Origin of the sequence: Labrenzia sp. THAF187b, from assembly GCF_009363375.1 — a bacterium.
Taxonomy (GTDB): Bacteria; Pseudomonadota; Alphaproteobacteria; order Rhizobiales; family Stappiaceae; genus Roseibium; species Roseibium algicola.
Genome location: NZ_CP045344.1, coordinates 2,930,088 through 2,954,551 on the forward strand (window position 1 = coordinate 2,930,088; position 24,464 = coordinate 2,954,551).

A 24,464-nucleotide genomic window follows, 5' to 3' on the forward strand; every position below is an offset into this window, starting at 1 on the left:
AGGGGGAGGGGATTCGCCACGCCAGCGACTGATCCTTGGGGTGTTCAGGACGCACTGTCAAACGGGGGAAACGAATTTCCGGAATTCGTCACAGCGAGCACCTTGAAAAGATCCCCCATCTGGTCAGGCGCGGCCAGCCGTTCGACGGCATCGCGGATCGCCTCCTGTTCGCTGTGGGTTTTGCCCGCACCAAGGGCACCTGCCCGTTCCAGAAGACCGGTGCGAAGCAGGAATTCACCCTGGGTCAGCGGCGCAAGAGCGCGGGCACCTGCCCGGACAGCCGCCGCCGCCAATGCCTCGAAATTGACATGGGCGGTCAGATCCGCTTCTCCCGGATGAGCCAGGACGTCGTCATAGGCGTGCCTGTAAAGTGCTTGCAGCGTGTCGCCGGCAGCAGTCTTCAGATAGCCGTAGTCAATGACGAGTGCTGCACCGCCATTGTCTGCAATCCTTTGGCCGATTTCTTCGGCGATCGCATTGGCTGCGGGCTGGGTTTCGAAGATCGTGCCGTCCGGTGCAGTGGAAAGGCCAGCGGGCACAGCGTCATCGGGCAGACGGGCGGTGCCAACACCGAAGATCAGCTCTCCGTGCTGCGACAGCCCGATCTGGCGTTCCTGCCAGCCGTGTTCGGTCTTGACGAACTGATGGATTGGCAAGGCGTCGAAAAACTCGTTGGCAACCAGGATCAGCGGACCGTCCGGAACGTCCTGGAACCGGTCGTGAAACTGCGGTTTCAACGGACCGCGCCTCAAAGCCGCTGACTGCATGTCCCTCAGGCGCTGGCTGGTCTCAACCAGGTTCAGGCGAGCCGCGTTCACAAAGGCTGGACGCAGGGCTGCCATCCGCAGGAGGTCGGACATCAGCGTGCCGCGACCGGGCCCAAGTTCGACGAGCTGAAATTCCGCGGGCTCGCCCAGTGCCTGCCAGGCGGACAGGCAGGCTGCCCCGACGAGTTCGCCGAACATCTGGCTGACTTCCGGCGCTGTGACGAAATCGCCTGCGGTGCCGAACGGTTCGCGCGTCATGTAGTAGCCGGCGTCCGGGTCCCCGAGGCAAACGGACATGTATTGTGCGACCGAAAGCGGGCCCTCGGTTTCGATCCGTGCCTTGATCCTGTCTTTCAGTCCCGTCACGCCGCGGTTGCTCCGGTCCGGCGCCGGGCGGCCCAGATCATGGTTGCGAGACCCGCCAGGATCATCGGTACGGACAGGAGTATGCCCATGGTGAGAAAACCGCTCAGATAGCCGATGTGGGCATCCGGTACCCTGTAGAGTTCTGCTATCGACCGGGCGATGCCGTAGCCGAAGGCAAAGGCACCGGCAAGAAAGCCGGGCTTTTGCAAAAGCTTGAAGCGCCGGCTGAGCACCATCAGAACCAGAAACAGCACGATGCCTTCGAGCGCGGCTTCATAGAGCTGGCTTGGATGACGGGGATCCGGTCCGCCGTTCGGAAACACCACGGCCCAGGGTACATCCGTCGGCCGGCCCCAGAGCTCGGAATTGATGAAATTGGCGATACGGCCGAAGAACAGGCCGATTGGGGCAGCGCAACCGGCAAGGTCGAACAGGGTCCAGATCGACAGGCCGCGTTTCCAGGCAAACAGGATCATCGCGATGACGGTGCCGGCAAAGCCGCCGTGGAAGGACATGCCACCGGTCCATATCTCGAGCGCTTCGGCCGGGTGGGCGAAGTAATAGGCCGGATTGTAGAACAGCACGTAGCCGAGGCGCCCACCGATGATGATACCGAGCGTTCCCCACAGCACGAAGTCGTCGATCTCGAGCTGTGTGGGACGGGCAGTACCACCCCACAGCCGGTCGTTGGCCACCAGCAGACGCATGTAGCGCCAGGCCAGCAGTATGCCGACGATATAGGCAAGCGCGTACCAGCGCAGGGCAAAGGGCCCGAATTCGACGAGTACAGGATCGATTGCGGGAAAGGGCATAACCAGAACAGGCGGCACGGCAGAACCTTCCGATGGTGCGCGGGCGGGTTTCGGGCTGAACGCTTGCGCGATCTTGTCCGCCTCGTCAAGCCGACACGGGTTTGTCAGGCTGGTGGGGCGCTACCCGCAGGAGGGTTCGGGAGATTACTCCTATTGATTGTGAATTCGGCTGCGGCGGAATTGGTCCTTGAAGTTCCCGCCATTCCCTCATACCTGTCTCCCATCGCATGTTTTTCCGATCAAGGAGGGTCCGATGACCCAAGGCCCGAACCGTCTTCTCGATGATTTTGCCAAGCTGATGACCGATGCCGCCGGTGTTGCCCAGGGTGCTCGCCGCGAGGTGGAGACCGCCTTCCGTGCGCAGGCCGAGCGTTTCCTGTCCGACATGGACGTGGTTTCGCGCGAAGAGCACGAAGCGGTCAAAGAGATGGCAGTGCGCGCTCTGGACCGGATCGACGAGCTCGAATCGCGGATCGCCAAACTCGAAAATCCGGAATCCGGCGCTGCTGGAGACGCTTAACCCGATTTGTTGACGTCGATGTGAGCGTTTTCTGTTAATAGTTGATGACAGAATTACGACGCGTGAACATGGCGGGTTTGCGTTGATTTTGGGCAGTGTGATGAAAAATACCGCTGAGTCGTCCACAAGTTTCGGCTTTTTTCGCTCAATTGGTATGTATCGCTTAAATCAATCCTGCTCCTATACTGAAAGATAACAGGGATTCGTCGGAGCAAGACGGAACCGGTTCCCTTCTAAAGGGCCGTAACAGGACGCGTTTTGCTCCTCCGGCATGGGACTTTTCCCGGCGGCCCGCCCGGTTATCGTGATCGGGTTCCAGGCCCCCGGCTCAGAAGGGGAGTAGGCACATGAGCCTCATCGAGCTTGAACTCGAGCGACCTGGTAATCCCGTTGACACCATCGAGACGTTCGCCGCCTTGAACGACTGGACGTTCGAAAGGTCGGACGAAGACGAGATCACCATATCCCTGGAGGGGAGCTGGTGTGATTACCACGTCTCCTTCTCGTGGATGGAGGAAGTCGAAGCCCTTCATCTTGCCTGCGCTTTTGACCTCAAGGTCACCGAATTGCGCAAGACGGAAGTTGTCCGTCTGCTCGCACTGGTCAATGAACAGCTCTGGATGGGCCACTTCGATCTCTGGAACAAGGAGAACGTGGTGATGTTCCGGCAGTCGCTGCTTCTTGCGGGCGGAGCGGAGGCCTCCTCGGCACAGATCGAGGGAATGCTGACAAATGCCCTTGAAAACTGCGAACGTTTCTATCAAGCCTTTCAATTCGTCGTCTGGGCCGGTCATTCGGCAGCCGAGGCGTTGAATACGGCCTTGTTTGAAACCGCAGGAGAAGCATGAGCTTTTCAAAGGAACGGCCTTTCCTTCTTGTCGGAGCCGGCAAGATGGGCGGGGCAATGTTATCAGGCTGGATGGCGGAAGGGATCGATCCCGCCGCCATCGTGGTCAGCGACCCGCGTCTTTCCGAAGAGATGGACGCCCTCCTCAAGAAACACGGCATCCGCCATGTGACTTCGGTCCCGGATGACCTCACGGGTGGCATCGTACTGGTGGCGATCAAGCCACAACTCATGGACCAGGTCCTGCCCGGGCTGAAGTCTGCCATTGCTGCCGACACGCTGGTGCTGTCGATTGCGGCGGGTACTCCGGTTGCCAAATTCGAGGAATACTTCGGCAAGGTGCCGATCTGCCGCTGCATGCCGAACACACCGGCCATGGTCAAACGCGGCATCACGGCGGTGTATCCGACTGAGGCAGTTTCCCCTTCTTCCCGCGAAGATGTCACCAAGCTTCTGTCGGCGGTCGGAAAGGTGGTCTGGCTCGAAAGCGAAGACCAGATCGATCTGGTGACCGGTGTCAGTGGTTCGGGCCCAGCCTATGTTTTCTTCCTCGCAGAAGCCTTGAGCGAAGCGGGCAAGCAGGCCGGGCTTCCGGAAGAGATAGCTCATGAGCTGGCCGTCGCCACGGTGTGCGGGGCAGGGGAGCTTATGCACCAGTCCGGTGAACATCCCTCCATCCTGCGCCAGAACGTTACCAGCCCGAACGGCACGACGGCTGCTGCGCTTGACGTGCTGATGCACGCCGAAGGATTGCAGCCGGTGATGAGCGAGGCGGTTGCCGCCGCCGTCAAACGCGCGCGCGAACTGGCCGGCTGAAGTCATCCCGGCAACACGGGTTTAATCAGACAAAAGGCCGCCGGAACTCCGGCGGCCTTTTGGTTCTCTGGCCCGAAAGCCGAGGGGCCTTCGAGCAGCATGGTGCGGTTACTGCGCGTTGATGGTCGAAACGGCAAGATTGGTCAGCTTGCTGTTTGCCGCTTTTTCCTGATCGAGAATGCCGGTCAGCAGGTCGTGGGCCTCATCGTGGCCGAGGACCTTCGCCCATTCGCGCAGCGTCCCGTAGCGGGCGATCTCATAATGCTCGACCGCCTGGCAGGCAGCCAGCAATGCTGCGTTCTTGGCCGCGCCGCTCGCCTCGCTGATGATGCCGTCGGTTTCCTTGATCAGGCCTTCAATGGCATCGCACTTCTCGCCTTCCGGCTTCTTTCCGAGCGACTTGAAGACCTGTTCCAGAACCTTGACCTGGGATTTCGTTTCTTCCAGATGCTCACCGATCGCATCCTTCAGTTTCTTGCCGTTTGCAGCTTCCTGCAGTTTCGGCATGGTCTTGGTCATGGTTTTTTCGGCGTAGTAGATGTCCTGAAGCGTATGCTCGAAAGCATCGGCAAGCGTTTTCATGGGGCGTCCTTTCACAAGATGCACTTGGCCCGGGGCGGGGCTCGGCAAAGGTCTGTCAAAGCCACCCGGAGACGACCGGCGCGACGCACCGTCTCAACGGGGCTTCGCGTGGGGGAACCGATCGCTCGGGCGGAACAGGTCATGAGAAAGGTGACCGGTCGTCCTTCCGGACAATCCGTACACGGTCTCAGGCCCGTCAGTTCAGGAAACGCCGTGCCAGTCGATTTGGTTCCTGTCCGGTGCCTGCATTTGCCTGAGATCCGCGTTCCTGGAGGGGCGCTCCGACAGCCTGTGGCAGCGGGCCGCCCTTTTCTGCAAGCGCGTGCGATCCTATGTTGTGGGCAGCAAACACACAGGAGGGCCAGCAATGGCGACCGCGAAGACCAAGCAGAAGATCCTGAAGACCTTTCTCGATCTGTTGTCGGAACATCCTTATGAAGACGTCTCGCTGCCGTTGATCGCCGAGACGGCCAAGGTCAAGCTTTCCGAAATGCGCAGCGCCTATGCCTCCAAGCTGATGCTGGTTGCCGCCTTCCTGGAACAGATCGACACCGCTGTTCTGGACGAACGCGACGAGGATATGGGCGACCAGCCCCCGCGCGATCGCCTGTTCGACATCCTGATGAGCCGCATCGACGCCATGGCCGAACACAAGGAAGCCGTGCGTGCGCTCCACAAGGCGGCGCGAAAGGATCCCGCCCTCGCGCTTGACTTCAACTCCCTTGAAGTGCGCTCGCAGAAATGGATGCTGATCGCTGCCGGGATCGATGTTTCCGGGGTCAAGGCAACCGTCGTTGCCCAGGGTCTCTCCGTTGCCTTTGCCCGTGTCGTCGGCGTATGGCTGGACGAGGAAGACGAAGGCATGCCGCGCACGATGGCGCGCCTCGACAAGGAACTGGACAAGGGCACGTCCTTCATGAAGCGGCTGAACAAGCTGGACGGCGTCGCGAAGGGCATCCGCTCGTTCTTCCGCAAGGCATCGGAACGCTCTGGCCGCCGCGGTGACAGGGCGGAAAGTGGCCGGGAAGACACAGACCTCGGCGGAGAAGCCCCGGCAGGCGCCTGAGCGCTGCCCGGGCCTTGCGAACAGTCATCTGACCGTCCATGGTCGCTCGCGGAACAAAAGGAATGTTTTCGTGAGCGATCAGATCAGTTTTGACGATTTCCTGAAAGTGGATGTGCGTGTCGGCCGGGTTATCAAGGCCGAGGAATTTCCCGAAGCACGCAAGCCCGCCTACAAGATGCAGATCGATTTTGGTCCGGAAATCGGCATCAAGAAAACCTCTGCACAGATCACCAAACACTACACACCGGAAACGTTGGTCGGAAAGCTGGTGATGGCGGTGGTCAACTTCCCGCCGCGCCAGATTGGCCCCGTCATGTCCGAAGTGCTGACGCTCGGCGTTCCGGATGCTGATGGCGAAGTGGTGCTTTTGTCGCCGACCAAGGACGTTCCGATCGGCGGTCGGCTTTACTGAACCTGCGCACCTGGCCCCGTCTCCAGGGACAAGTCCGTTTCAGCGTTGCAGATTTCGCGCAAGCCGGTTCTGGCGTTCGATCACCCTCGGCAGGTCGATCGTGGTGATCTGGCCGTCGTTGACGACCTGACGACCTTCCACGAACAGGTGTTTGACGCGTGTCGGACCGGCGAGCAGCAGGGCCGCCGGATCCCAGCTGCCCGCGCTTTCTATGCCGGAAACATCCCACAGTGCGATATCGGCACGTTTGCCGAGGGCGAGCCGGCCGCAATCCGGCCGGTTAAGCACATCGGCGCCGCCACGGGTAGCGATTTCCAGGGCTTCGCGGGCAGACATGGCATCCGCACCGTTGGCCACCCGTTGCAGCAGCATCGACTGGCGCGCTTCCAGAACCAGGTTGCCGGCATCGTTGCTGGCCGAACCGTCAACACCAAGGCCAACCTTCACCCGGGCGTCGCGCATTGCGCGTACAGGGGCAATGCCGCTGCCAAGCCGGCAGTTGGAGCAGGGGCAATGGGCAACGCCGGTGCCGCTGCCGGCGAACAGCCGGATTTCCCGATCATCCAGCTTGACGCAATGGGCGTGCCAGACATCCGGCCCGGTCCAGCCGAGATCCTCGGCGTATTGACCCGGTCGGCAGCCGAATTTTTCCTGCGAGTAGGCAATGTCCTCATCGTTTTCCGCAAGATGGGTATGAAGCATAACCTTCTTGTCGCGGGCTAACAGAGCCGCATCGCGCATCAGGTCCCGGCTGACAGAGAAGGGTGAGCAAGGCGCAAGGCCGACACGAACCATCGCGCCTTCTGACGGGTCGTGAAAGGCATCCACGACGCGAATGGAATCTTCCAGAATGCTGGCTTCCCGTTCAACAAGACTGTCGGGCGGAAGGCCGCCGTCGCTTTCGCCGATACTCATGGCGCCGCGGGTCGGGTGAAAGCGAAGGCCGATCTCTCTTGCGGCGGCGATGGTGTCATCAAGCCGCGACCCGTTGGGATAGAGGTAGAGATGATCGGAGCTGAGCGTACATCCGGAAAGTGCCAGTTCGGCAAGTCCGGTCTGCGCGGAAAAGAACATTTCCTCCGGGCCGAAGCGGGACCAGATCGGGTACAGGGTCTGCAGCCAGCCGAAAAGCAGGGCGTCCTGGCCACCGGGAACAGCTCTGGTCAAGCTCTGGTAAAGATGATGGTGCGTGTTCACAAGGCCGGGTGTCACGACGCAGCCACGAGCGGACAGCGTTTCGCCGGAGGTCTCCAAATCTTTGCCGATTTCCGCAATCACGCCATCACGCAGACGAATGTCGACGGCTGACAGTTCCCGGCGGTCGTCATCCATCGTGAGGACGGTGTCGGCATTTTTCAGGAGAATTTCAGGCATGGTGCATTCCTCAAGTCCCCGTCTCATCGGAATGCGCTCGGCTGGTGGAAAACGGGGGCAAGAACCAGCAAGCCATTTGGTAGAAAATTGATGTTTGCCCAGTCAACCGGAAATTGGGTGGCGATTGTGTTTGATCGCCTTGAAAGACTTTCAAATGAAACAAATTGCTGGCTGAAAAGGCAAGTCTCTCGGCCAGATTGGCAGCGAATTCCTGCCTGGAGAGTAAAGTTTTCCTAAGCCGGGATACGCAGCCGTGCCCGCAAGCCGCCCATTGGACTGTCTTCGAGATAGAGGTCGCCACCATGGGCACGGGCAATGTCACGGGCGATGGCAAGGCCGAGACCGCTGCCGGTTTCATCCATGTTGCGAGCAAGATCCAGCCGGTGGAAGGCCCTGAAGGCAATCTCGCGCTGGTCTTCGGGAATGCCCGGGCCGTCGTCGTCGACGGTGATGGTGATCCAGCCTCTGTCGACCCGGCCGAGTACCTCGACCCGGTTTCCGTATTTGCAGCCGTTGGTGACCAGGTTGGAGAGGCAGCGCTTCATCGACAGGCGCCGGATCTCGACTTCCGGGGAGCCTTCGAACCGGGTCCTTACATCGTGGCCCGAGATCTCCGCTTCTTCTTCCAGTTCCTCCAGAAGAAGCGAAAGGTCGGTCTTCTGGATGTCCTCATCGCCATCGCCACTGGCAAAGGCCAGATAATCCTCGAGCATGTGGCTCATCTCGTCGACATCCTTGCGCATCGCCTCGCTTTCCTGCGAGCCGCCGAGGAACGCGAGTTGCAGCCTGAGACGCGTCAAAATGGTCCTGAGATCGTGGCTGACACCTGCAAGCATGGTGGTGCGCTGCTCGATCTGCCGCTCGATGCGCCGTCGCATGTCGATAAAGGCAAGGCTTGCCTGGCGAACTTCGCGTGCGCCGCTGGCCCGAAAATTCTCTACCGGCCGGCCCCTGCCGAAGGCCTCCGCCGCATTGGCAAGGCGCACGATCGGGCGGATCTGATTGCGCAGGAACAACAGGGCGATGATCACCAGAACCAGCGACGTGGAGAACATCCAGACCAGGAAGATGTGCGAATTGGAGGCGTAGGTCTGGCTGCGCCTTGTGAAGACGCGCAGAATGGAATCCTTCAACTGGATGCGGATTTCGACGAAGCGGGACCTGCCGACCGTGTCGATCCAGAACGGCTTGCCGATGCGCTGTCCGATCGCCTGGCTCAGTTCCTGGTCGATGACGTCGAAAAACGGCTTGGGCGTGGGAGGCGGCAAGGGCTCAAGTGGTGTCACGGTCATGGACATGCCGAGTGCCCGCGAGGCGAGTTCCTCGATGTTGGCGTAGTCCGGGTCCTGCGGATAGTTCTCCAGAACATAGACCACGGCCGCAATCTCGCGCACCACGGCTTCCGACATCCTGCGCGAGACCAACTGGTAGTGCCGCTCCATGAACACGAAGACGAGCACCGACTGCAGGATCACGATGGGGGCGACAATAATCAGGAAGGTCCGGGTGAACAGGCCCTTCGGCATGACCCGGTACATGAGCCTGGCGACCTGACGATAGACTGCCATCAGCGGTTTCAGGGGAACCGTCAGGGGCACGCGCCGGAAGAAGCTGTCGAGTCTCGCCATTTGTTTCCGGCTCAGTCGCACGCGAGCCTGTATCCGATGCCGCGCACCGTCTGCAGGTAGATCGGGTTCCCCGGATCCGTTTCGATCTTGCGGCGCAGCCGGTTGATCTGGACGTCGACCGTCCGTTCGCCCAGGCCGCTATCATCACCGACGATCTTGTGGCGAGGAACGGTTGCGCCCGGTTGCTCGGCGAAAATCGACAGGATCTGCTTTTCCCTGTCGGTCAGGCGCACCATGGCCTCGCCGTTCTTGAGTTCACCCCGGGCAGAATTGAACGAAAACGGGCCGAAGCGAATTTCTTCGCTGACAATGACCGGCTGCTGGTTGCCACGGCGCAGGATCGCGGCAATGCGCAGCATCAGTTCGCGCGGTTCGAACGGCTTGGAAAGGTAATCATCAACGCCGGCTTCCAGTCCGGCGATCCGGTCCGGGGCCTCGGAGCGCGCGGTGAGCATCAGGATCGGGACGGAGGAGTCCTCGCGCAGGGAAACGGCAAGTTCCAGACCGGTTTCGCCCGGCATCATGACATCGAGGATGATCAGGTCGAACTCCAGCCCGGACAGACACGTGCGGGCTTCGGCCGCATGGGCGGCCGCAGTCACACGATAGCCGTTCTCCTTGAGCAACCTGGACAGAAGGTCCCTGATGCGCTTGTCGTCGTCGACCAGGAGAATGTGGTTGGCGTTGTCGTCAGGCACCTGGGCATTCATGTCGGCTTTGTCGTCCTTTTGTGACCTCTGCCGGTCAATCCTTCAGATCGTAGAGACTGCGTATCAGCTGCAGGATCTGAGGCCGCGCTTCGGGGTCGATCATTCGGAGCAGAAACCTGCGGATAATTTCGTCGCTGCCATCTGGCAATCCAATTAGGGCGCGTTCAAGGCGCTTTTGCTGCAGGCTGGTGAGGTCCACAGCAAGGGCGTGCCCGCGTTCGGTGGTATAGAGCAGTCTCTGCCGCCTGTCATGATGACCTTCGCGCTGCTCGATGATGCCGGCGTCCACCAGTTGCTTGAGCACCCGGCCAAGGCTCTGCTTCGTGATCCGGAGAATGCCGAGCAGGTCAGTGACCATGATCCCCGGATTGCGGTCCACAAAATGCAGAACACGGTGGTGTGCGCGGCCGAACTCGTACTTGGCCAGTACGTCGTCCGGATCACCGGTGAAGTCGCGATATGCGAAAAAAAGAAGCTCGATAAGGTCGTAGGACAGCGCGTCTGCGCCATCCGTATCGTCCCCTTCGGGCTGCCTGGGCCGAACCTCGTCCGTATCCCGTCTGAGGGGCGGTCGGTCCGGTTTGAAATTTACGTCAGTCATATTGACTTAATTCTGGTCGATTGTTACTTCTATCCGGTCGCGAACGAAATGATCGGTCTTTTTGATGCATTTTCACGCATCAGATGATAAACGAATCCTATCATCGTCGCCGCGGCCATCAGGATACCGATAGTTGGCGTGCTGTGCAAAAAATACAGCGGTAAAAAAGGCGCAAGTCTTTGGCGTCATTTGCCTCTGTTAAAGAGAAAACAAAACAACGCTCATAGAGCGAGCGGGAGATGAAAAATGGCTGGAACGCCTTTTGATCAGCTCAGTGGTGATATCTGGTACGACGGCACTTTCGTGCCTTGGTCGGAAGCCAAACTGCATGTTCTCAGCCACGGACTGCACTACGGCAGCAGCGTGTTCGAAGGCGAGCGTGCTTATGGCGGCCGGATCTTCAAGTCCGAAGAGCATACGGAGCGCCTGCTTGCATCGGCGCGCATGCTCGGTTTCGAGATCCCGTACACTGCTGAACAGATCAACGCTGCCAAGGAAGAAACCCTGGCGCGCATGAACCTGACCGATGCCTATATCCGCCCCGTCGCCTGGCGCGGCAGCGAGATGATGGGTATTTCGGCTCAGCACAACACCATTCACCTGGCGATCGCCACCTGGGAATGGCCGAGCTATTTCAAGCCGGAAGAGCGCCTGAAGGGCATTCGCCTGGATATGGCCGAATATCGCCGTCCGGCGCCTGCAACGGCACCGTTCAAGGCGAAGGCCGCCGGTCTCTACATGATCTGCACCATCTCCAAGCATGCCGCGGAAGCCAAGGGTTACACCGATGCGCTGATGCTGGACTGGCGCGGCCAGGTGGCAGAGGCGACCGGCGCCAACGTGTTCTTCGTCAAGGACGGCAAGATCCATACGCCGACGCCTGACTGCTTCCTGAACGGCATTACCCGCCAGACGGTGATCGGTCTGGCACGCGACCGCGGTATCGAGGTTGTCGAGCGCGTGATCATGCCGGAAGAGCTGCCGGAATTCGAACAGTGCTTCGTTACCGGAACAGCCGCTGAAGTGACGCCGGTTTCCGAGATCGCCGGAAATACCTATCAGGTCGGCGACATCATCAAGACCCTGATGCAGGACTATGATGCCGCTGTGCGTCCGCAAACCCCGGCCCTGCAGGCCGCAGCAGGCTGATAGAACAGCCGCAAGGCAATAATCGGAAAGGCGGGCATTGGCCCGCCTTTTATTTTGCGGTTATGTCGGAATGCGCCGTCATAAGAAGCTTGCCGAGTAACTTGGCGCGTTCCACCGACCGGTCGCCATGAAGCGGCCAGGTCTGCGTCAAACCTTCCAGAAGAAGCGAGAGTTCGATCTCACGGCCGACAAGTCCCGTTGTGCTGGCGGCGAGGCCGGCCACCTGTGTTTTGTGTTCCTTCAGGAGATCAAACAGCTTCTCGTCATGGGGAGCAGATGCCACAGCGGCATGGAACAGGCAGCCTCTCGTGGTTTCGGTTTCCATCCAGCTGGCGACCCGGTCGAGGATTTCTCCAAGAGCTTGTTCCGGATCGGCCGGCAAGTCGCCAAACACAAGTTTCAGGTAGCGCTGGTGCCGATGCTCCAGGGCCGCGTAGACCATGTCTTCCCGCGACGGCAAGTATTTGTACAGCGTGCGAAGGCTTACGCCCGCCGCATCTCTCAAATCTCCCACGCTTGGCGAGGCAAAGCCGTTTTCGGCAAATGCCCGCTCAAGGCCCGAAGCGATCCTGGTCATGGTGTCGGTCATGCTTGACTATGTAGAATGATCGTTCTACACGTGGCAAGTAGAACGATCATTCTACCTAAGGAAAGCGTATGGCGATCCCCGAAAAGATGAGCGGTGTCGTGCTGACGGGGCACGGCGGACTTGAGAAGTTGGTCTGGCGGACGGACCTGCCGGTATCCGTGGCCGGGAAGAACGAGGTTCTGATCCGTGTCGGAGCGTCTTCGGTCAATAATACCGATGTGAACACCCGAACAGGGTGGTACTCCAAGGCCGTGCGTGGCGACACCGCCTCCGGCGCGGCTGACGGATATTTGGCCGACACCGGAGCGGATGGCAGTTGGTCCGGCAAGCCTTTGACCTTCCCGCATATTCAGGGCGCCGATTGTTGTGGTGAAATCGTTGCGGTTGGCGACGGCGTCCCGGCGAGCCGGATCGGCGAACGGGTTCTGGTGCGGGCGCTCCAAACTGTCGAAGCAGATGGCCAGGAACCTGCAATCTGGACCTTCGGGTCAGAGACAAACGGTGGATTTGCACAATACGCAACGGCAAGATCTCACGATGCGCTTGCGATAAACTCCCGTCTGAGTGACGTCGAACTTGCTTCGTTTCCCTGCGCCTTTTCGACGGCTGAAGGAATGATGCAACGTGCTGGTGTCAAGGCTGAGCGTGTGCTGATCACAGGAGCGTCCGGCGGGGTCGGCTCTGCGGCGATCCAGCTTGCCAAGCGCCGGGGAGCGCATGTCACGGCGGTTACCAGCGGGGAAAAAGCAGCCGACTTGCGGCTTCTTGGAGCCGACGACACACTGGATCGGAACGCGGTTCCGCCCGAACAGTCCTTTGACGTCGTGCTGGATCTTGTTGGCGGCCCTTCCTGGGGCAAGCTGATCGATGCGCTTTGCAACAGAGGGCGCTACGTCACATCGGGTGCGATAGCCGGGCCGATTGTGGAACTGGATCTTCGGACGCTTTACCTGCGTGACCTTACGCTTCTTGGAAGCACCTATCAGCCGGACAACGTCTTTCAGGATCTGGTGAGCTACATCGAAGCGGGTGAGATCCGGCCGGTGGTTGCTGAAACCTATCCCTTGCGCGAGCTGCGTGCCGCGCAGGAAAAGTTCCTGGAAAAAGCCTTCATCGGAAAAATCGCGATTGATGTCGGTGCGTGAGGCGCCGACATCAACATCTCATTCTCAGTCCTGGGACTGCTTGTCGTGCATGGCGTTGAACATGCGGCCGCGCTCGGCGTAGAGAATGCAGCCGATGGCACAAAGTCCATAGACTGTGTAAGCGAGGCCAAGTGGCTGGGTCGTGCCATCGAAAAGCTGCCCCATGATGTACCCCAGGATCGCGCCGCCAAGCGTCGAAATGGTGCCGATGACGGAGGAAGCGGTTCCCGCGATGGCGCCGAGCGGTTCCATGGCCATGGCATTGAAATTCGCGCCCAGGAAGCCGAAGCTGGTCATGATCAGCGTCGCCAGTATCATGAACGCCCAGAAGTTCTCCAGGCCCAGCAACGCCAGAATCCACACGACAAATCCGAGCGCGGTGTAGACGACCGCGGCCCCATGGGAGAGCCGCCGCATGCCGATGGCTTCCACCAGCTGCGCGTTGGTGAAGGACGCTCCGGCCATGGTGATGGCAATGGCAGCGAAGACGATCGGGAACAGGGTCCCAAGGCCGAAAATGTCGACAAAGATCTGCTGCGACATGGCCAGGAACGAGAACAGGCCGCCGAAAATGAAGGCAGTGCCGACGGTGTATCCAAGGCTTACGCGCGTGGTCAGTGCCGTCATGTAGGCGCTGACGATGGTGGAGACTTCCATCGGGCGGCGGTTTTCGACCGCCAGGGTTTCCGGCATCCTGAGGGCGGACCAGATCATCATCGCGACGCCGGAAATGAGCAGAAGCGCGAAGATCCAGTGCCAGCCGGCAATCAGGAGAACCGCCTGGCCGATGGAGGGCGCGACCACGGGAACGGCCATGAAGACCATCATCACCAGTGACATGACCTTGCCCATGCGCCTGCCGGTGTAGCAATCGCGCACGACGGAAAGCGCCGTGACGCGGGCAGCCGCACAGCCGATGCCCTGAAGGACGCGCGCGATCAAAAGCGTGTTGAGATCCATCGCGAAGATGGCACCGATACTGGCAAGGCTGTAAAGCGCAAGGCCGCCGACCAGGATGCCGCGCCGCCCCAGTGCATCTGTTACCGGACCGAAGAAGAGCTGCGCCCCGCCAAAACCCACCAGATAGGACAGGAGCACAAGCTGGCGGTTGTTCTCCTCAACGATGTTGAGTGCATCGCCAATCGCGGGCAGGGCCGGCAGCATGACGTCGATGGCCATGGCATTCAGTGCCATGATCATGGCGATGATGGCAACAAACTCGGCAAAGGGAATGCCTGGCTCGCGCAGAACTTCGGAAGAAGAGCCTGAAGCACCCTTTTCTGCCGCCGGCGATGCGGCGGCTGTGCCGGAGGGTTCACTGTCGTGTTTCACGGGGTCGGACCAATTCAAATGGGTGGGCTGCCGGTGCAGCCGCAAAGCTTGAGAATGGGAAAGAAGCGGCAGAGCGGCCTTGAATCAATAGCAGACTATTCGCTTGTGCAGCTCAGGTCCAGCGTGCGGCGTCCGTGTCGTCTTCGGTTTTCGCTTCCACCCAGGCTCCGGTGCCGCCTTCCGCAGGGTGTTCCTTCTTCCAGAAGGGGGCACGGGTCTTCAGGTAGTCCATCAGGAAGTCGGCAGCCTCGAACGCGGCCCGGCGGTGGGAAGAGGCAGCGATCACCAGAACGATGTTATGCCCAGGTGCGATCTTGCCGAAGCGGTGGATCACGGTAAGGCCCGTCAGCGGCCAGCGCTCTGCCGCTTCTCCGGCAATCCGGGTCAATTCGGCTTCGGCCATGCCGGGGTAGTGTTCCAGTTCCAGTGCCGCCAGGGTCCCGGCTTCATCCCGGCACAGACCTGTGAATGTAACCAGCGCACCGACGTCCTTGCGTCCTTCTGTAAGACGAAGGCTTTCGGCCTGCAGGTCGAAGTCTTCTGCCTGGACGCGGACAAGCGGGGTCGCGGACATCGTTCAGCCGCCTGTCATGGGCGGAAAGAAAGCGACTTCCCGGGCATCGCCAAGCGCAGCGTCAGTTTCCACATGCATCTGGTCAAGTGCGACGCGAATGGCGTCTTCTTCCTCGAACGCGGCGGCGTGATTGTCATCGAGTGTCTTCAGATGGGAGATCAGTTCAGCAACTGTCGCAACCGATGCCGGAACCTCGATGGTTTCCTCTTCGACGCCGACCCGTTCACGGACCCAGGCGAAATAGCGGATGTTCATGAAACCTCCAGGTGGTGTGCGGTCAGGGCCGGAATGAAGGCACCTATTCCGTTATCAGATGGCCGATGCCGGCCCGGAAATAATCGTACCCCGTATATAGGGTAAGCAGGGCGGCGAGCCAAAGTGCCACGAGGCCTGTTTGCGTCGTATAGGCGAATACGGTGTCGCCCGCCGGGCCAGCAAGCAGAAACGCGACAGCGATCAACTGGACGGTGGTCTTCCACTTGGCAAGCTTGGTAACGGGAACGCTGACCTGCAGTTCGGCCAGAAATTCGCGCAGTCCCGAGACCAGGATTTCCCGGCACAGGATGATGATTGCCGCGATCATGGTCCAGCCGTAGATGGTTCCGTCACCGGCCAGCATCAGCAGGCTGACGGACACCAGCAGCTTGTCGGCAATCGGGTCGAGCATGCGACCGAGTGCGGACTGCTGTTGCCAGGCCCGCGCCAGGTAGCCATCGAAGAAATCGGTGATAGCTGCCAGAACGAACAGCGCAAGCGCAACCCAGCGGGCTGTGTTGCCTTCGAAATAAAAACAGACCGCAACCGCAGGAACCGCCAATATGCGCCCATAGGTGAGGAGATTGGGCAGGCTCAGGACAATATTTCGTTTCATGTCGGCTTTCGGATTTCGGGCTGAACCCGGCGCTTTCGGCCCGGAATACGGGTTCCCGGCAGCACCCTGACTATTCATTTCCGGTGAAGATCCGGTCCTGGCTCAATCGAATATGCTATCGCCGACCTGGTCAATCATCAATTTGGCCTTGCGGATCATCTCGTTGGCCGCAGCTTCCTCGTCCGGCAGCGTGTCTGCACGAATGAAGGTGTGCACCTTGGTTGTCTCGCCAACCTGCTTTTCAATCCGCCCGCTGACCTGCCATTGGCCGTTCGACAGCTGGGGCTGAGCGACGATCAGGTAACCGTCATAGTCCACCGTCGTTGCCTTCGAGGCGCCTTTGTTGTCGTCTCCGGAAGAGCCGAAAAGGGATTTGAACATCTTGCCGAGCATCTGAGGCCTCAATCCGTTTCATTTGCCCCCTTTTACGAGGGGCGGGGAAGGGCTTCAAGGGGAGAGGCCGGAGAAGCTTGCGGGAATTTGCATTCTTCAGCGCAAGGTGAAGGGGCAGAGGCATCTCGTCTGGCCTGCTCACGTGTTCGGCGGCGTGACGTTCCTGCGTTGACCGGCTTGAAGACCTAGCGATCGAGTACGACGAAACCCTGACGTTCGAAGGCTTCGCGCGCGTCGGGGGCCTGGAGATAGGCTAGAAACTCTTCTTCCGCAGGTGAGTCCCGATTGGCCAGATCCGCCACCGGATACACAATCGGCGGATGGCTTTCTGCCGGAAAGGTTCCAACGACAGTCACATTGTCCTCTGCCACGGCGTCCGTGGCATAGACAATGCCGTAGGGCGCTTCGCCCGTTGCCACCAGCGCAAGCGCGGAACGAACATTGTCCGACTGCGCTACCCGTGGTTCCGCATCGTCCCACAGCCCGAGGCTTTGCAGGGCTGCCTTGCCGTAAATGCCCGCGGGAACTGCATCAACCAAAGCCATGGCAAGCCGGTTGTCGCCCAGGATTTCGGGGAGGTTCAGATCGGCCGAAATATCGAGCGGCTTTGCTTCACGGCCATGTGCAATCAGGACGAGGGAATTGTTGAGCAGGTCGAACCGGGTGCCGGCCTCAAGCTGCTCGTCCTTTTCCAGAACATCCATCCAGTCCGGATTCGCCGAGATGAAGATGTCCGCCGGTGCTCCCTGCTGGATCTGCCGCGCCAGCGCCGAAGAGCCCGCAAGTGATATCACCAGTTCGTGTCCGGTGGCTGCTTCGAAACGCTGTTCGATCTCTTCCAGGGCGTCCGCCAGGCTTGCTGCGGCAAAAACGGTGACTTCCCCTGCTGCCGCAGTGGTTGGCTGAGCCGCAAGGCCTGCAAGAAAGGCCGCGCCAGCCAGAGAGCGCAAGCAGGCGAAGAGACTGGAATTGGACATGCAGCTGGTTCCTCGAAAGTGCGATATGTTTCTTCGGGAATATCGCAGGCGAAGTTGCCAAAAGGCAAGCGTTATTTTCCGTCGGGAATATCGCTCAGCAGGGTTTTCAGCTTTTCGATGTGCGGGTCTCCGGCGGCACGCGCCTTCAGTTCAATCGCGCGATACTCCTCGAGAACGGCGAGGCCGGTCTCGGTAATCTGCGCCCCACCGCCTTTTGCGCCGCCGCGGCTGCGTTCCACGAGGGGAGAGCGGAACATGGCATTGAGGGTTTCCACAAGTTGCCAGGCCCGCTTGTAGCTCATGCCCATCTCACGGCCCGCGGCCGCTATCGATCCGGTGCGCTGAATGCGTTCCAGCAACTCGGCCTTGCCGGGGCCCATCATTTCGTCCGGGCCGAACACGAGGCGGATGCGGAACCGGGGACTGCTGTCTTCGTCTTTCATGCGCCGATATTGACCTTGCCGGCTACGCCTGGACAAGGCGCAAATTTCGGTTCCGCGGGTTTGTCCAAGTGTGCCGGCGAGGTCAGCGCCAACGGATTGGCGCAGCGTACAGTGGACCCGGGCAATCCCGGACCGGTGCGCAGGTACCGCGCGCCGGCACGTTTGGTCTACTCGGCAGCCTCTTCCACGGGGCTCTGCCGCGCTGTGGCAAGCTCGCTTGCATCTTCCCAGCCGGGCGCATCGTCGAAGGCAACAACGGGGCGCTGTTTCTTCCGGTTGAGCAACAGTCTGGTGGCGTCCCGCTTGGCATAATGACCCGCCGGATCAGCGGCTGCCTTGGCGAAGGCAATCATGCCGAGGTCGATGTCCGCAAAGACGAGGCCTTCTTCGTCCTGAGCGATCTGGGTGCCGATTTCCTGCCCGTCCGGGGCGTAGATGCGGGTATAGCCGCCGCCAAGCGGGCATAGCGCTTCCTTTTCCGGATCGCCCTGGCAGAGCGCGTCCTGGATGTCCTTGGTGACCAGCGAGCAGGGTGCGAGCACGAAACAACCGCCTTCAACCGCATAGATCATCGACGCCGCGTTGTTGACTTCGTGGCCAAGGGCGTAGGCCGTGCCCTTGTAGAGATGGAGATTGGGCCAGGCGGCACAATGGATCTGCTCGTTCTGGGCATACATGGCGTATTTCGACAGCGGTTGCAGGTGTTCCCAGCAGGCCAGCTGGCCGATGCGGCCGAGGGAGGTTTCGACTACGGCAAGATCAGAGCCGTCGCCTTCGCCATAGACCGTGCGTTCCACATGAGTGGGTTTCAGCTTGCGCCGGCGGTTCACGACCGTGCCGGTCTCGTCGAAATGCCATTGGGCGATATAAAGCGAGCCGCCGTCACGTTCCGAGCAGCCCATGGAAATCTGGATGTTGTTTTTCCGGCAGGCGTCGGCCAGGCGCTTTTCGTGGTCCGAACCGGCGACAATGGAATTTTCGAAATAGCGTCCGGCAAACTGCATCTGCCAGGCGACGGGGCCGAGCCAGATGTAGTTTGGATAACCGGGCAGCCAGGTTTCGCTGAAGGCGACCAGTCTGGCTCCGGCTGATGCAGCTTCCTCGATCAGGCGGACGGCCTTGTCGATGCCGGCATCAAGATCGAGAAAACAGGGGGCGGCCTGGACGGCTGCGACTTTGAATTGCTTGGTCATGTGATGTCCTCCTAGGCCTCCCAGCCTGCCGGAGTGACGACGAGATTACTTTTGTCCCTGAGCCAAAAAACTTGCGTTTTTGGGCAGACTGCCGAAAATCGACCAGTCGAACACGGAAAGGGATATGAGCGGCCAGGCCTCATACAGCACAGTGGACATCGCACCGCGCGATCGCTTCGCCTATTGGCGGGAAGCGGTCTGTGACTCTTATGTCCAACTGGGTTGTGAAGCCGGTGAGGGCCCCGGTTTTGTCGGCAGTCTGGATATCGAGCGCCATTCGGCCCTTTCCGTTTCCAGAGTGTCCGGGACAGCCCACAGGGTGGTACGGCGTCTCAGCGACATCCGGTCGGCGTCGGAAGCCGATTTCCTCGTCAGCCTGCAGACCGCAAACTCCTCGCGTCTGACCCAATTCGGAAAGACATCGGTGCTGCGTCCAGGCGACATGGTGGTCTATGACAGCACCCAGCCTTATTGTCTGGATCTGACGGAACCCTTCTCGCAAACGGTCCTGCAGTTTTCGAAGGCAAGCCTTCTAAGCCGCCTGCCTTTTGCCGAGACGCTTGGCGGAACCTGGATCGACGGCCAAAGCGACATCGGTCGTCTTGTGCGGGAGAGCATCCTGGCGTTTTCAGCCCACCTGAACAGCGGCTCTCCGGTGTTTGCCTCAACGCTTCAGGAAACACTTCTGGACCTGGTGGCAACCGGGCTGGCGGGCAGCCGCAAGAGCGAGCTGGCGCTTTCGTCGTTCGATCGTCAGATCCTGCTCAGGGCACGCAGCTGCATTGCGCGTCGCATTCACGATCCGGAGCTGGACCGGAACCAGGTGGCGTCGGCCACCGGACTGTCGGTACGGCGTCTCAATGCGATCTTCCAGTGCGAAGGGTCTTCGATCGCTGGCGAAATCCGGCAGAAACGGCTGGAGGTCGTTGCAGCGGCGCTGCATGACCCGAGATTTGCAGCGATGTCGATCAGTGAAATCGCGATGCGCTGCGGGTACAACAATCTGCAGCATTTCTCGACACTGTTTCGCAAGGCTTTTGGCCGTTCGCCCCGGCAGTACCGGGGCGAGGAAGAGTGCTCGCGGTAAAGGGTCCCGCGAAGGTAAGATCAGGCAGGGGACTTGGCTGACTTAAGCTCGTCGCGGATTTCGATCAGGACGTCGATTTCCGACGGGCCGGTCTTGACCTCAGGCTCGACGTCGTCCGGCTTTTCAGCCATGGACTTGATCCGGTTGACCGACTTCACAAGCATGAAGACGACAAACGCGATGATCATGAAGTTGATGCAGGACGTCAGAAAGGCGCCATAGGCGAAGACGGCGGCTCCGCTTTCACGAGCGGCGGCAAGACCGGTGCCGGCAGGAACCTCCCCGGACAGAACGACATACATAGAGGTGAAATCGATGCCGCCGATGATGAGCCCGATAATCGGGTTGATCAGGTCATTGACCAGGCTGGTGACGATGGCGGTGAATGCTGCGCCGATGATGATGCCGACGGCAAGGTCCATGACGTTGCCCTTGGCGATAAAGTCGCGAAATTCCTTGATCATATGCATACCCCAAAAGTCTTCGGATCGCTGACCAGAGTGCGCGCGGTAGCACCTTCAACGAATTGGGCTGCGGCGGGGCGTCTTGTCAGAAAAACTGATAATCCTGCTCCGGGGGGCTTTGTCCATCACAAAGTGAGGGCACTGCGACCAGTCCGAGGTGCGGTTCTGCAAGGTTCCGAACGGAAAGTGGCGATCAGCCCAGCTTCCGCTCGCTCCAGTGACGGCGGCAGAGCGAGACATACTTGTCATTGCCACCAATTACGACCTGGTCGCCTTCCTCGACGATCTTGCCGTCCGCATCCAACCGGGCAACCATGGTTGCCTTGCGTCCGCACCAGCAGATGGTCTTGATTTCCTTCAGATTATCCGCAAGCGCCAGCAAGGCGGCGCTGCCGGGGAAGAGCTTTCCCTGGAAATCCGTTCTGAGGCCGAAGCACATCACAGGAATCCGCAGCGTGTCGGCTACCCGGGCGAGCTGCCAGACCTGGTCTTCCGTCAGAAACTGGGCTTCGTCGACGAAGACCGCGTCGACCTTCTTCGCTTCGTCGGCGCGCAGTATGTGATCAAAGACGTTGTCAGCCGAGTTGAAGACATCGGCATCCGCTCCCAACCCGATACGCGATGCGATCCGGCCCTTGCCGCCGCGGTCGTCGAAGGCGGCGATCAGGAGCAACGTGTTCATCCCGCGCTCCTCGTAGTTGTAGGCGGCCTGCAACAGCACTGTCGACTTGCCGGCGTTCATCGAGGAGTAGTTGAAATAGAGTTTGGCCATGCGGAACTTTGGGAATCGGTCTTGAAGTTGCGGGCAGTTTTCAGGAAACCACCCGAAGCCTCAAACACTTTCCGGTTGAAGTCACAGCCAATGTCGCAATTTTCAGGTGCCGGGCGCAGGTCGCCGAAGTCAGTTGCTCGGCGTCTGGGCGATCTCCACGATCAGCGGCAAATGATCGGAACCGATATCGGGGCCAAGCGAAACGTTGACGATCTGGATGTCCTTTGAAACGGCGAACTGGTCGACAGGCGCACCGAGGATCCAGTGCAGGCTGTAGTCGAAGAAGAAGCGCGTCGTCTGCGGCCATCCGTCCGGATAGGCCGTCTTCAGCCCGTTTCGTGTCAGTGTCTGCTGGAACCGGGCAGACCAGGGTGAACTGTTCCAGTCGCCGATCGCCAGAATGTTGCTGCCGTTGTCGGCCTTCAAGGTATCGATGACGTTATCGGCCTCGTCGAAATATCGGCGCTTGTTCTCCCAGCGGATCTTCGAACGCGGGCTGTCGGGATGAATGACCAGGAGATGCAGCGGAGCCGAACCGGTGTCGACGGAGAGCGACAACAGTTCCCTGTCGCCATCGTAATAGACATTTGCCCCGGGAGGGACATCGCCAGAGATGACACGGGTTTCTTCCGACGTCAGCGGAAAGCGGGAATAGACCGCCAGGCCCCCCAGGTCTCCGACCTTCAGGTATTCGGGAAATCCGTTCTTGCCGGCACCGCCGGTCGGCAACCCCAAGCGTTGCCAGCGGCGTTCCTGAAGCCACCACAGCACTTCCTGAAACACCACGACATCAGGCTGCTCCTTTTCCAGAAAGGCCTGCAACACCTTGTCCCCCAGAAACAGGTGTTCAAGGTTGATGGAGACGATCTTGAGCGGACGGTCTCCCGGCGCGGCGGGACCGAGAGGCTTGGTGTTGGCAAGCGTGCGAGCTCCGGTGAACCCGGCCAGGCTGAGAAAGGCGATCACGGCCACGAACCAGGTCAACCGGTACAGCAGACGCAGCCGATGGCGAACGAGGAAACCGGCCGCACCGCCAAGACACCCTGCCAGGCCTGCGGCCAGAAACTGTCGCAGGAAGAAGCTCATGTTGTCCGCAAGCCAGACGTCCGGTGCCAGAAAGGCAAGCAGGCCGAGCACACTGACAGCAATGGCACCAAGGCTGCCGCACCAACCGATCAGGGATAATACGCTATGGATCAGGGAACGCGGTTTAGCCTGGGGCTTTCGAAACATGGCAGCCTGGGTCCGATTTCATGAGAAGGCGGCTGTGCTTAGCACGGACTGTGCGGAAGGTGCGACCTGTTTTGCCGCAAAGTCAGTTCGCCTTTGCCTCGAGCGCTGTCAGAAGCGGCTGAATAAGCCTTTCATAGGCCTTCCAGCGCCCGACGGACGAGCCATAGACCGGTCGGCGTGCCTGCTCTCGGCTGAAGGTGAAGATCTGGGTGGTCTCGTCAGGGGGCTTCAGGCAATCGTCGTCCCAGTCCAGGCCGGTATGGGCGAGCAGGGCCCGACTTTCCGTCTCATTGTCGCTGACAAGGCTTTCATAGGACTGATGCCTCAAGGCGACCGGCAGAACCTCTGACCAGTGGGCCATCAGATCACGGTAGAGATTGAAATAGCGGCCGAGTGAAGCCTGGCTCTCATTGTAGGAATGATGCGGCGGTAGCGGCGTCATGTAGATCGAAAGGCAAGTGTCTTCCGCGCTCCGCGTCACATGCACGAAACTGGCGTTGGGAAAAAGAAGGGCGAGAAGCCAGAGGTTTTCGAAGTTATGAGGCATCTTGTCGATTACACGGTGCGCTCTCTTGTCGATATCCTCCAGATGGGAGAGATAGCGGCGGCCAATGCGCTGAGCGTCCTGCCGTGTCATTTGTCGGGCTGCCTCGAAAAGGCGCGGGTCGTGTATCCGGCCGGACGCCAGAACATGAATCCGATCGGGGATGAACTGAAGCTCCCCCGCGGCCCGTGCGGCGGGGTGTCGGCCGATGATCCGCTCTACCAGGGTCGTGCCCGAGCGAGGCATGCCGAAAACGAAAACCGGCCTGTCACTTGAAAGCGCCCAGTCCTTCCGCTGTTCGAAAAACTCCCGGTCAAAGACGACCTTGCAGGTTTCCACGAAGGCTTTCTGGAGGTCCGGGTCGTGGGCGGGATAAAGACCCGTCCGGTATCCGTCGAAAAAGGAAAATGCCTTGCCGGTGTCGCCTGCAGCGTCGCAGATCTTGCCTGCGGCAAACGCAAGACGGGTGACTTCGGCGGTTGTGGCACCTTGGGGCAGGTTCGAAAGATGCCGTTCAATCCCGTCAAGGACACTCGCCTTGAGCGTTTCGTCCTGAGTTTCGGCAGCCGCGGTCAGGATTGCGGGATCGGAAGGCGCCTCGGTGAAGGCGGTGCGAATATGATTTTCAGCAAGCTCCCGATTGCCGAGCGTCATTTCCAGTTCGAAGAGGCCGAGATGAGCGCGTGGCGACCGCGGATCGGCCTTCAGAGCCTGCTCGAAGGCCTGCCGGGCAAGTCCGGAGCGCCGGAGATCGGCGTAGACTTCACCGAGGACGCGTTGCGCGTATTCAGACCCCGGGGCGAGCGACGCGCCCTTGCGCGCATGAGGCAGTGCGTCTTCGCTGCGCCTCTCGATGTTGAGCGCGCTTGCAAGTGTGGTGTGAACCACTGCTTCCTTTTTCGCGACTTTTGCGGCCTCTTCCAGATGCGGGATCGCCTGCGCGGTTCGGCCGAAGGAGAGGCAGGCGATGCCCAGGCCATACCGTGCACGGGCATTGCGCGGATCGTTCTGGAGCACTGCCTCCAGAAGCGCCTGAGCGCGGTCGAATTGCCCGGCTTGAAGAAGAGCAAAAGCTTGTTCGGTCGGATCTGGGTGCATCTTTGTCCGGTGGTCTGCACCGCACAAGCGGCTGGTCTCGCGAACACACCCGTTTCCAAATAAGGCGCGGAAGACGCGCCGGGTGCCGGTTTGTCGCTA

The 24,464-nt window shown here is 60.1% G+C and carries 28 protein-coding genes; 8 read left to right on the plus strand and 20 right to left on the minus strand.

What is annotated here, in order from left to right:
• Positions 1-44: 44 nt before the first annotated feature.
• Both FIV03_RS13360 and lgt read right to left on the minus strand, forming a co-directional pair.
• Positions 45-1,133 carry a class I SAM-dependent methyltransferase gene (locus FIV03_RS13360; RefSeq protein ID WP_152509887.1) on the minus strand — a complete coding sequence of 363 codons (1,089 nt, stop codon included), beginning with the start codon at positions 1,131-1,133 and terminating at the stop codon, positions 45-47.
• Entirely contained in the window at positions 1,130-1,945 is an 816-nt protein-coding gene (gene lgt / locus FIV03_RS13365) for a prolipoprotein diacylglyceryl transferase (protein ID WP_152511924.1), read from the minus strand. The genes FIV03_RS13360 and lgt overlap by 4 nt, the downstream gene beginning before the upstream one ends.
• 253 nt (positions 1,946-2,198) lie before the next feature.
• On the opposite strand from lgt, the gene FIV03_RS13370 reads away from it, so the two are divergent.
• The 3 genes from FIV03_RS13370 to proC all read left to right on the plus strand — a co-directional run bounded on the left by FIV03_RS13370 (position 2,199) and on the right by proC (position 4,128).
• On the plus strand, positions 2,199-2,465 hold the full coding sequence (locus tag FIV03_RS13370) for an accessory factor UbiK family protein (RefSeq protein ID WP_022998083.1): 267 nt from the start codon (positions 2,199-2,201) through the stop codon (positions 2,463-2,465).
• 347 nt (positions 2,466-2,812) lie between these two features.
• On the plus strand, positions 2,813-3,313 hold the full coding sequence (locus FIV03_RS13375; protein WP_022998082.1) for a YbjN domain-containing protein: 501 nt from the start codon (positions 2,813-2,815) through the stop codon (positions 3,311-3,313).
• Positions 3,310-4,128 carry a pyrroline-5-carboxylate reductase gene (gene proC, locus FIV03_RS13380; protein WP_152509888.1) on the plus strand — a complete coding sequence of 273 codons (819 nt, stop codon included), beginning with the start codon at positions 3,310-3,312 and terminating at the stop codon, positions 4,126-4,128. Before FIV03_RS13375 ends, proC begins: the two co-directional genes overlap by 4 nt.
• A gap of 108 nt (positions 4,129-4,236) precedes the next feature.
• Here proC and FIV03_RS13385 read toward each other — a convergent pair whose 3' ends face one another.
• Positions 4,237-4,710: a ferritin-like domain-containing protein gene (locus FIV03_RS13385; RefSeq protein WP_055655871.1), complete on the minus strand. Its 474-nt coding sequence runs from the start codon at positions 4,708-4,710 to the stop codon at positions 4,237-4,239.
• A gap of 367 nt (positions 4,711-5,077) precedes the next feature.
• Here FIV03_RS13385 and FIV03_RS13390 point away from each other — a divergent pair, with 367 nt between their 5' ends.
• Together FIV03_RS13390 and FIV03_RS13395 are read left to right on the plus strand one after the other, a co-directional pair.
• Positions 5,078-5,776: a TetR/AcrR family transcriptional regulator gene (locus FIV03_RS13390; protein WP_152509889.1), complete on the plus strand. Its 699-nt coding sequence runs from the start codon at positions 5,078-5,080 to the stop codon at positions 5,774-5,776.
• Between the two features lie 70 nt (positions 5,777-5,846).
• Complete coding sequence (locus FIV03_RS13395; protein ID WP_022998077.1) at positions 5,847-6,188, plus strand: tRNA-binding protein; 342 nt, start codon at positions 5,847-5,849, stop codon at positions 6,186-6,188.
• Positions 6,189-6,227: 39 nt separating this feature from the next.
• Here the strand turns inward: FIV03_RS13395 and FIV03_RS13400 are convergent, their stop codons facing one another.
• From FIV03_RS13400 to FIV03_RS13415, 4 genes are all read right to left on the minus strand, one after another.
• On the minus strand, positions 6,228-7,562 hold the full coding sequence (locus FIV03_RS13400) for an 8-oxoguanine deaminase (RefSeq protein ID WP_152509890.1): 1,335 nt from the start codon (positions 7,560-7,562) through the stop codon (positions 6,228-6,230).
• A 233-nt stretch (positions 7,563-7,795) separates the two neighbouring features.
• Positions 7,796-9,130: an ATP-binding protein gene (locus FIV03_RS13405; protein WP_208997892.1), complete on the minus strand. Its 1,335-nt coding sequence runs from the start codon at positions 9,128-9,130 to the stop codon at positions 7,796-7,798.
• A gap of 71 nt (positions 9,131-9,201) precedes the next feature.
• Positions 9,202-9,900 (minus strand): response regulator transcription factor, encoded by a 699-nt coding sequence (locus FIV03_RS13410; RefSeq protein ID WP_077292134.1) that lies wholly within the window; start codon positions 9,898-9,900, stop codon positions 9,202-9,204.
• A gap of 34 nt (positions 9,901-9,934) precedes the next feature.
• A complete protein-coding gene (locus tag FIV03_RS13415) occupies positions 9,935-10,501 on the minus strand; it encodes a MarR family winged helix-turn-helix transcriptional regulator (RefSeq protein WP_173013836.1) in 567 nt (188 codons plus the stop codon).
• A 246-nt stretch (positions 10,502-10,747) separates the two neighbouring features.
• On the opposite strand from FIV03_RS13415, the gene FIV03_RS13420 reads away from it, so the two are divergent.
• Positions 10,748-11,650, plus strand: a complete 903-nt coding sequence (locus tag FIV03_RS13420) for a branched-chain amino acid aminotransferase (protein ID WP_022998071.1) — start codon at positions 10,748-10,750, stop codon at positions 11,648-11,650.
• Between the two features lie 49 nt (positions 11,651-11,699).
• Here FIV03_RS13420 and FIV03_RS13425 read toward each other — a convergent pair whose 3' ends face one another.
• Entirely contained in the window at positions 11,700-12,227 is a 528-nt protein-coding gene (locus FIV03_RS13425; protein ID WP_286202291.1) for a TetR/AcrR family transcriptional regulator, read from the minus strand.
• An 80-nt stretch (positions 12,228-12,307) separates the two neighbouring features.
• Here FIV03_RS13425 and FIV03_RS13430 point away from each other — a divergent pair, with 80 nt between their 5' ends.
• Positions 12,308-13,384 carry an alcohol dehydrogenase family protein gene (locus FIV03_RS13430; protein WP_152509892.1) on the plus strand — a complete coding sequence of 359 codons (1,077 nt, stop codon included), beginning with the start codon at positions 12,308-12,310 and terminating at the stop codon, positions 13,382-13,384.
• Positions 13,385-13,408: 24 nt separating this feature from the next.
• Here FIV03_RS13430 and FIV03_RS13435 read toward each other — a convergent pair whose 3' ends face one another.
• The 8 genes from FIV03_RS13435 to FIV03_RS13470 form a co-directional block, all read right to left on the minus strand.
• On the minus strand, positions 13,409-14,632 hold the full coding sequence (locus FIV03_RS13435) for a multidrug effflux MFS transporter (protein ID WP_173013987.1): 1,224 nt from the start codon (positions 14,630-14,632) through the stop codon (positions 13,409-13,411).
• A 196-nt stretch (positions 14,633-14,828) separates the two neighbouring features.
• Positions 14,829-15,290, minus strand: a complete 462-nt coding sequence (locus tag FIV03_RS13440; RefSeq protein ID WP_055655859.1) for a molybdenum cofactor biosynthesis protein MoaE — start codon at positions 15,288-15,290, stop codon at positions 14,829-14,831.
• 3 nt (positions 15,291-15,293) lie between these two features.
• On the minus strand, positions 15,294-15,545 hold the full coding sequence (moaD, locus tag FIV03_RS13445; protein ID WP_152509894.1) for a molybdopterin converting factor subunit 1: 252 nt from the start codon (positions 15,543-15,545) through the stop codon (positions 15,294-15,296).
• A 43-nt stretch (positions 15,546-15,588) separates the two neighbouring features.
• On the minus strand, positions 15,589-16,161 hold the full coding sequence (gene pgsA / locus FIV03_RS13450) for a CDP-diacylglycerol--glycerol-3-phosphate 3-phosphatidyltransferase (RefSeq protein ID WP_022998065.1): 573 nt from the start codon (positions 16,159-16,161) through the stop codon (positions 15,589-15,591).
• Between the two features lie 102 nt (positions 16,162-16,263).
• Positions 16,264-16,554: an HlyU family transcriptional regulator gene (locus FIV03_RS13455; RefSeq protein WP_152509895.1), complete on the minus strand. Its 291-nt coding sequence runs from the start codon at positions 16,552-16,554 to the stop codon at positions 16,264-16,266.
• Between the two features lie 185 nt (positions 16,555-16,739).
• A complete protein-coding gene (gene modA / locus FIV03_RS13460; RefSeq protein ID WP_152509896.1) occupies positions 16,740-17,531 on the minus strand; it encodes a molybdate ABC transporter substrate-binding protein in 792 nt (263 codons plus the stop codon).
• Positions 17,532-17,602: 71 nt separating this feature from the next.
• Positions 17,603-17,974: a winged helix-turn-helix domain-containing protein gene (locus FIV03_RS13465; RefSeq protein WP_152509897.1), complete on the minus strand. Its 372-nt coding sequence runs from the start codon at positions 17,972-17,974 to the stop codon at positions 17,603-17,605.
• Positions 17,975-18,141: 167 nt separating this feature from the next.
• Positions 18,142-19,167, minus strand: coding sequence for a carbon-nitrogen hydrolase family protein (locus FIV03_RS13470; protein ID WP_152509898.1), 1,026 nt, complete (start codon positions 19,165-19,167; stop codon positions 18,142-18,144).
• 124 nt (positions 19,168-19,291) lie between these two features.
• Between FIV03_RS13470 and FIV03_RS13475 the strand changes: the two genes are divergently transcribed.
• Positions 19,292-20,254, plus strand: coding sequence for a helix-turn-helix domain-containing protein (locus tag FIV03_RS13475; RefSeq protein ID WP_152509899.1), 963 nt, complete (start codon positions 19,292-19,294; stop codon positions 20,252-20,254).
• Positions 20,255-20,274: 20 nt separating this feature from the next.
• Here FIV03_RS13475 and mscL read toward each other — a convergent pair whose 3' ends face one another.
• The 4 genes from mscL to FIV03_RS13495 form a co-directional block, all read right to left on the minus strand.
• Positions 20,275-20,718: a large conductance mechanosensitive channel protein MscL gene (gene mscL, locus FIV03_RS13480; RefSeq protein ID WP_152509900.1), complete on the minus strand. Its 444-nt coding sequence runs from the start codon at positions 20,716-20,718 to the stop codon at positions 20,275-20,277.
• A gap of 193 nt (positions 20,719-20,911) precedes the next feature.
• On the minus strand, positions 20,912-21,490 hold the full coding sequence (locus FIV03_RS13485) for a thymidine kinase (protein ID WP_022998058.1): 579 nt from the start codon (positions 21,488-21,490) through the stop codon (positions 20,912-20,914).
• Between the two features lie 129 nt (positions 21,491-21,619).
• Positions 21,620-22,723: an endonuclease/exonuclease/phosphatase family protein gene (locus tag FIV03_RS13490; RefSeq protein WP_152509901.1), complete on the minus strand. Its 1,104-nt coding sequence runs from the start codon at positions 22,721-22,723 to the stop codon at positions 21,620-21,622.
• 82 nt (positions 22,724-22,805) lie between these two features.
• A complete protein-coding gene (locus FIV03_RS13495; RefSeq protein WP_152509902.1) occupies positions 22,806-24,365 on the minus strand; it encodes a tetratricopeptide repeat-containing sulfotransferase family protein in 1,560 nt (519 codons plus the stop codon).
• Positions 24,366-24,464: the final 99 nt, after the last annotated feature.

What these genes read in the sequence shown, in the direction of transcription:
- lgt (WP_152511924.1), bottom strand. Translation starts at nt 1,945, where the DNA reads ATGCCCTTTCCCGCAATCGATCCTGTACTCGTCGAATTCGGGCCCTTT.
- FIV03_RS13370 (WP_022998083.1), top strand. Translation starts at nt 2,199, where the DNA reads ATGACCCAAGGCCCGAACCGTCTTCTCGATGATTTTGCCAAGCTGATG.
- FIV03_RS13375 (WP_022998082.1), top strand. Translation starts at nt 2,813, where the DNA reads ATGAGCCTCATCGAGCTTGAACTCGAGCGACCTGGTAATCCCGTTGAC.
- proC (WP_152509888.1), top strand. Translation starts at nt 3,310, where the DNA reads ATGAGCTTTTCAAAGGAACGGCCTTTCCTTCTTGTCGGAGCCGGCAAG.
- FIV03_RS13385 (WP_055655871.1), bottom strand. Translation starts at nt 4,710, where the DNA reads ATGAAAACGCTTGCCGATGCTTTCGAGCATACGCTTCAGGACATCTAC.
- FIV03_RS13390 (WP_152509889.1), top strand. Translation starts at nt 5,078, where the DNA reads ATGGCGACCGCGAAGACCAAGCAGAAGATCCTGAAGACCTTTCTCGAT.
- FIV03_RS13400 (WP_152509890.1), bottom strand. Translation starts at nt 7,562, where the DNA reads ATGCCTGAAATTCTCCTGAAAAATGCCGACACCGTCCTCACGATGGAT.
- FIV03_RS13405 (WP_208997892.1), bottom strand. Translation starts at nt 9,130, where the DNA reads ATGGCAGTCTATCGTCAGGTCGCCAGGCTCATGTACCGGGTCATGCCG.
- FIV03_RS13410 (WP_077292134.1), bottom strand. Translation starts at nt 9,900, where the DNA reads ATGAATGCCCAGGTGCCTGACGACAACGCCAACCACATTCTCCTGGTC.
- FIV03_RS13415 (WP_173013836.1), bottom strand. Translation starts at nt 10,501, where the DNA reads ATGACTGACGTAAATTTCAAACCGGACCGACCGCCCCTCAGACGGGAT.
- FIV03_RS13420 (WP_022998071.1), top strand. Translation starts at nt 10,748, where the DNA reads ATGGCTGGAACGCCTTTTGATCAGCTCAGTGGTGATATCTGGTACGAC.
- FIV03_RS13425 (WP_286202291.1), bottom strand. Translation starts at nt 12,227, where the DNA reads ATGACCAGGATCGCTTCGGGCCTTGAGCGGGCATTTGCCGAAAACGGC.
- FIV03_RS13430 (WP_152509892.1), top strand. Translation starts at nt 12,308, where the DNA reads ATGGCGATCCCCGAAAAGATGAGCGGTGTCGTGCTGACGGGGCACGGC.
- FIV03_RS13440 (WP_055655859.1), bottom strand. Translation starts at nt 15,290, where the DNA reads ATGTCCGCGACCCCGCTTGTCCGCGTCCAGGCAGAAGACTTCGACCTG.
- moaD (WP_152509894.1), bottom strand. Translation starts at nt 15,545, where the DNA reads ATGAACATCCGCTATTTCGCCTGGGTCCGTGAACGGGTCGGCGTCGAA.
- pgsA (WP_022998065.1), bottom strand. Translation starts at nt 16,161, where the DNA reads ATGAAACGAAATATTGTCCTGAGCCTGCCCAATCTCCTCACCTATGGG.
- FIV03_RS13455 (WP_152509895.1), bottom strand. Translation starts at nt 16,554, where the DNA reads ATGCTCGGCAAGATGTTCAAATCCCTTTTCGGCTCTTCCGGAGACGAC.
- modA (WP_152509896.1), bottom strand. Translation starts at nt 17,531, where the DNA reads ATGTCCAATTCCAGTCTCTTCGCCTGCTTGCGCTCTCTGGCTGGCGCG.
- FIV03_RS13465 (WP_152509897.1), bottom strand. Translation starts at nt 17,974, where the DNA reads ATGAAAGACGAAGACAGCAGTCCCCGGTTCCGCATCCGCCTCGTGTTC.
- FIV03_RS13470 (WP_152509898.1), bottom strand. Translation starts at nt 19,167, where the DNA reads ATGACCAAGCAATTCAAAGTCGCAGCCGTCCAGGCCGCCCCCTGTTTT.
- FIV03_RS13475 (WP_152509899.1), top strand. Translation starts at nt 19,292, where the DNA reads ATGAGCGGCCAGGCCTCATACAGCACAGTGGACATCGCACCGCGCGAT.
- mscL (WP_152509900.1), bottom strand. Translation starts at nt 20,718, where the DNA reads ATGATCAAGGAATTTCGCGACTTTATCGCCAAGGGCAACGTCATGGAC.
- FIV03_RS13485 (WP_022998058.1), bottom strand. Translation starts at nt 21,490, where the DNA reads ATGGCCAAACTCTATTTCAACTACTCCTCGATGAACGCCGGCAAGTCG.
- FIV03_RS13490 (WP_152509901.1), bottom strand. Translation starts at nt 22,723, where the DNA reads ATGTTTCGAAAGCCCCAGGCTAAACCGCGTTCCCTGATCCATAGCGTA.
- FIV03_RS13495 (WP_152509902.1), bottom strand. Translation starts at nt 24,365, where the DNA reads ATGCACCCAGATCCGACCGAACAAGCTTTTGCTCTTCTTCAAGCCGGG.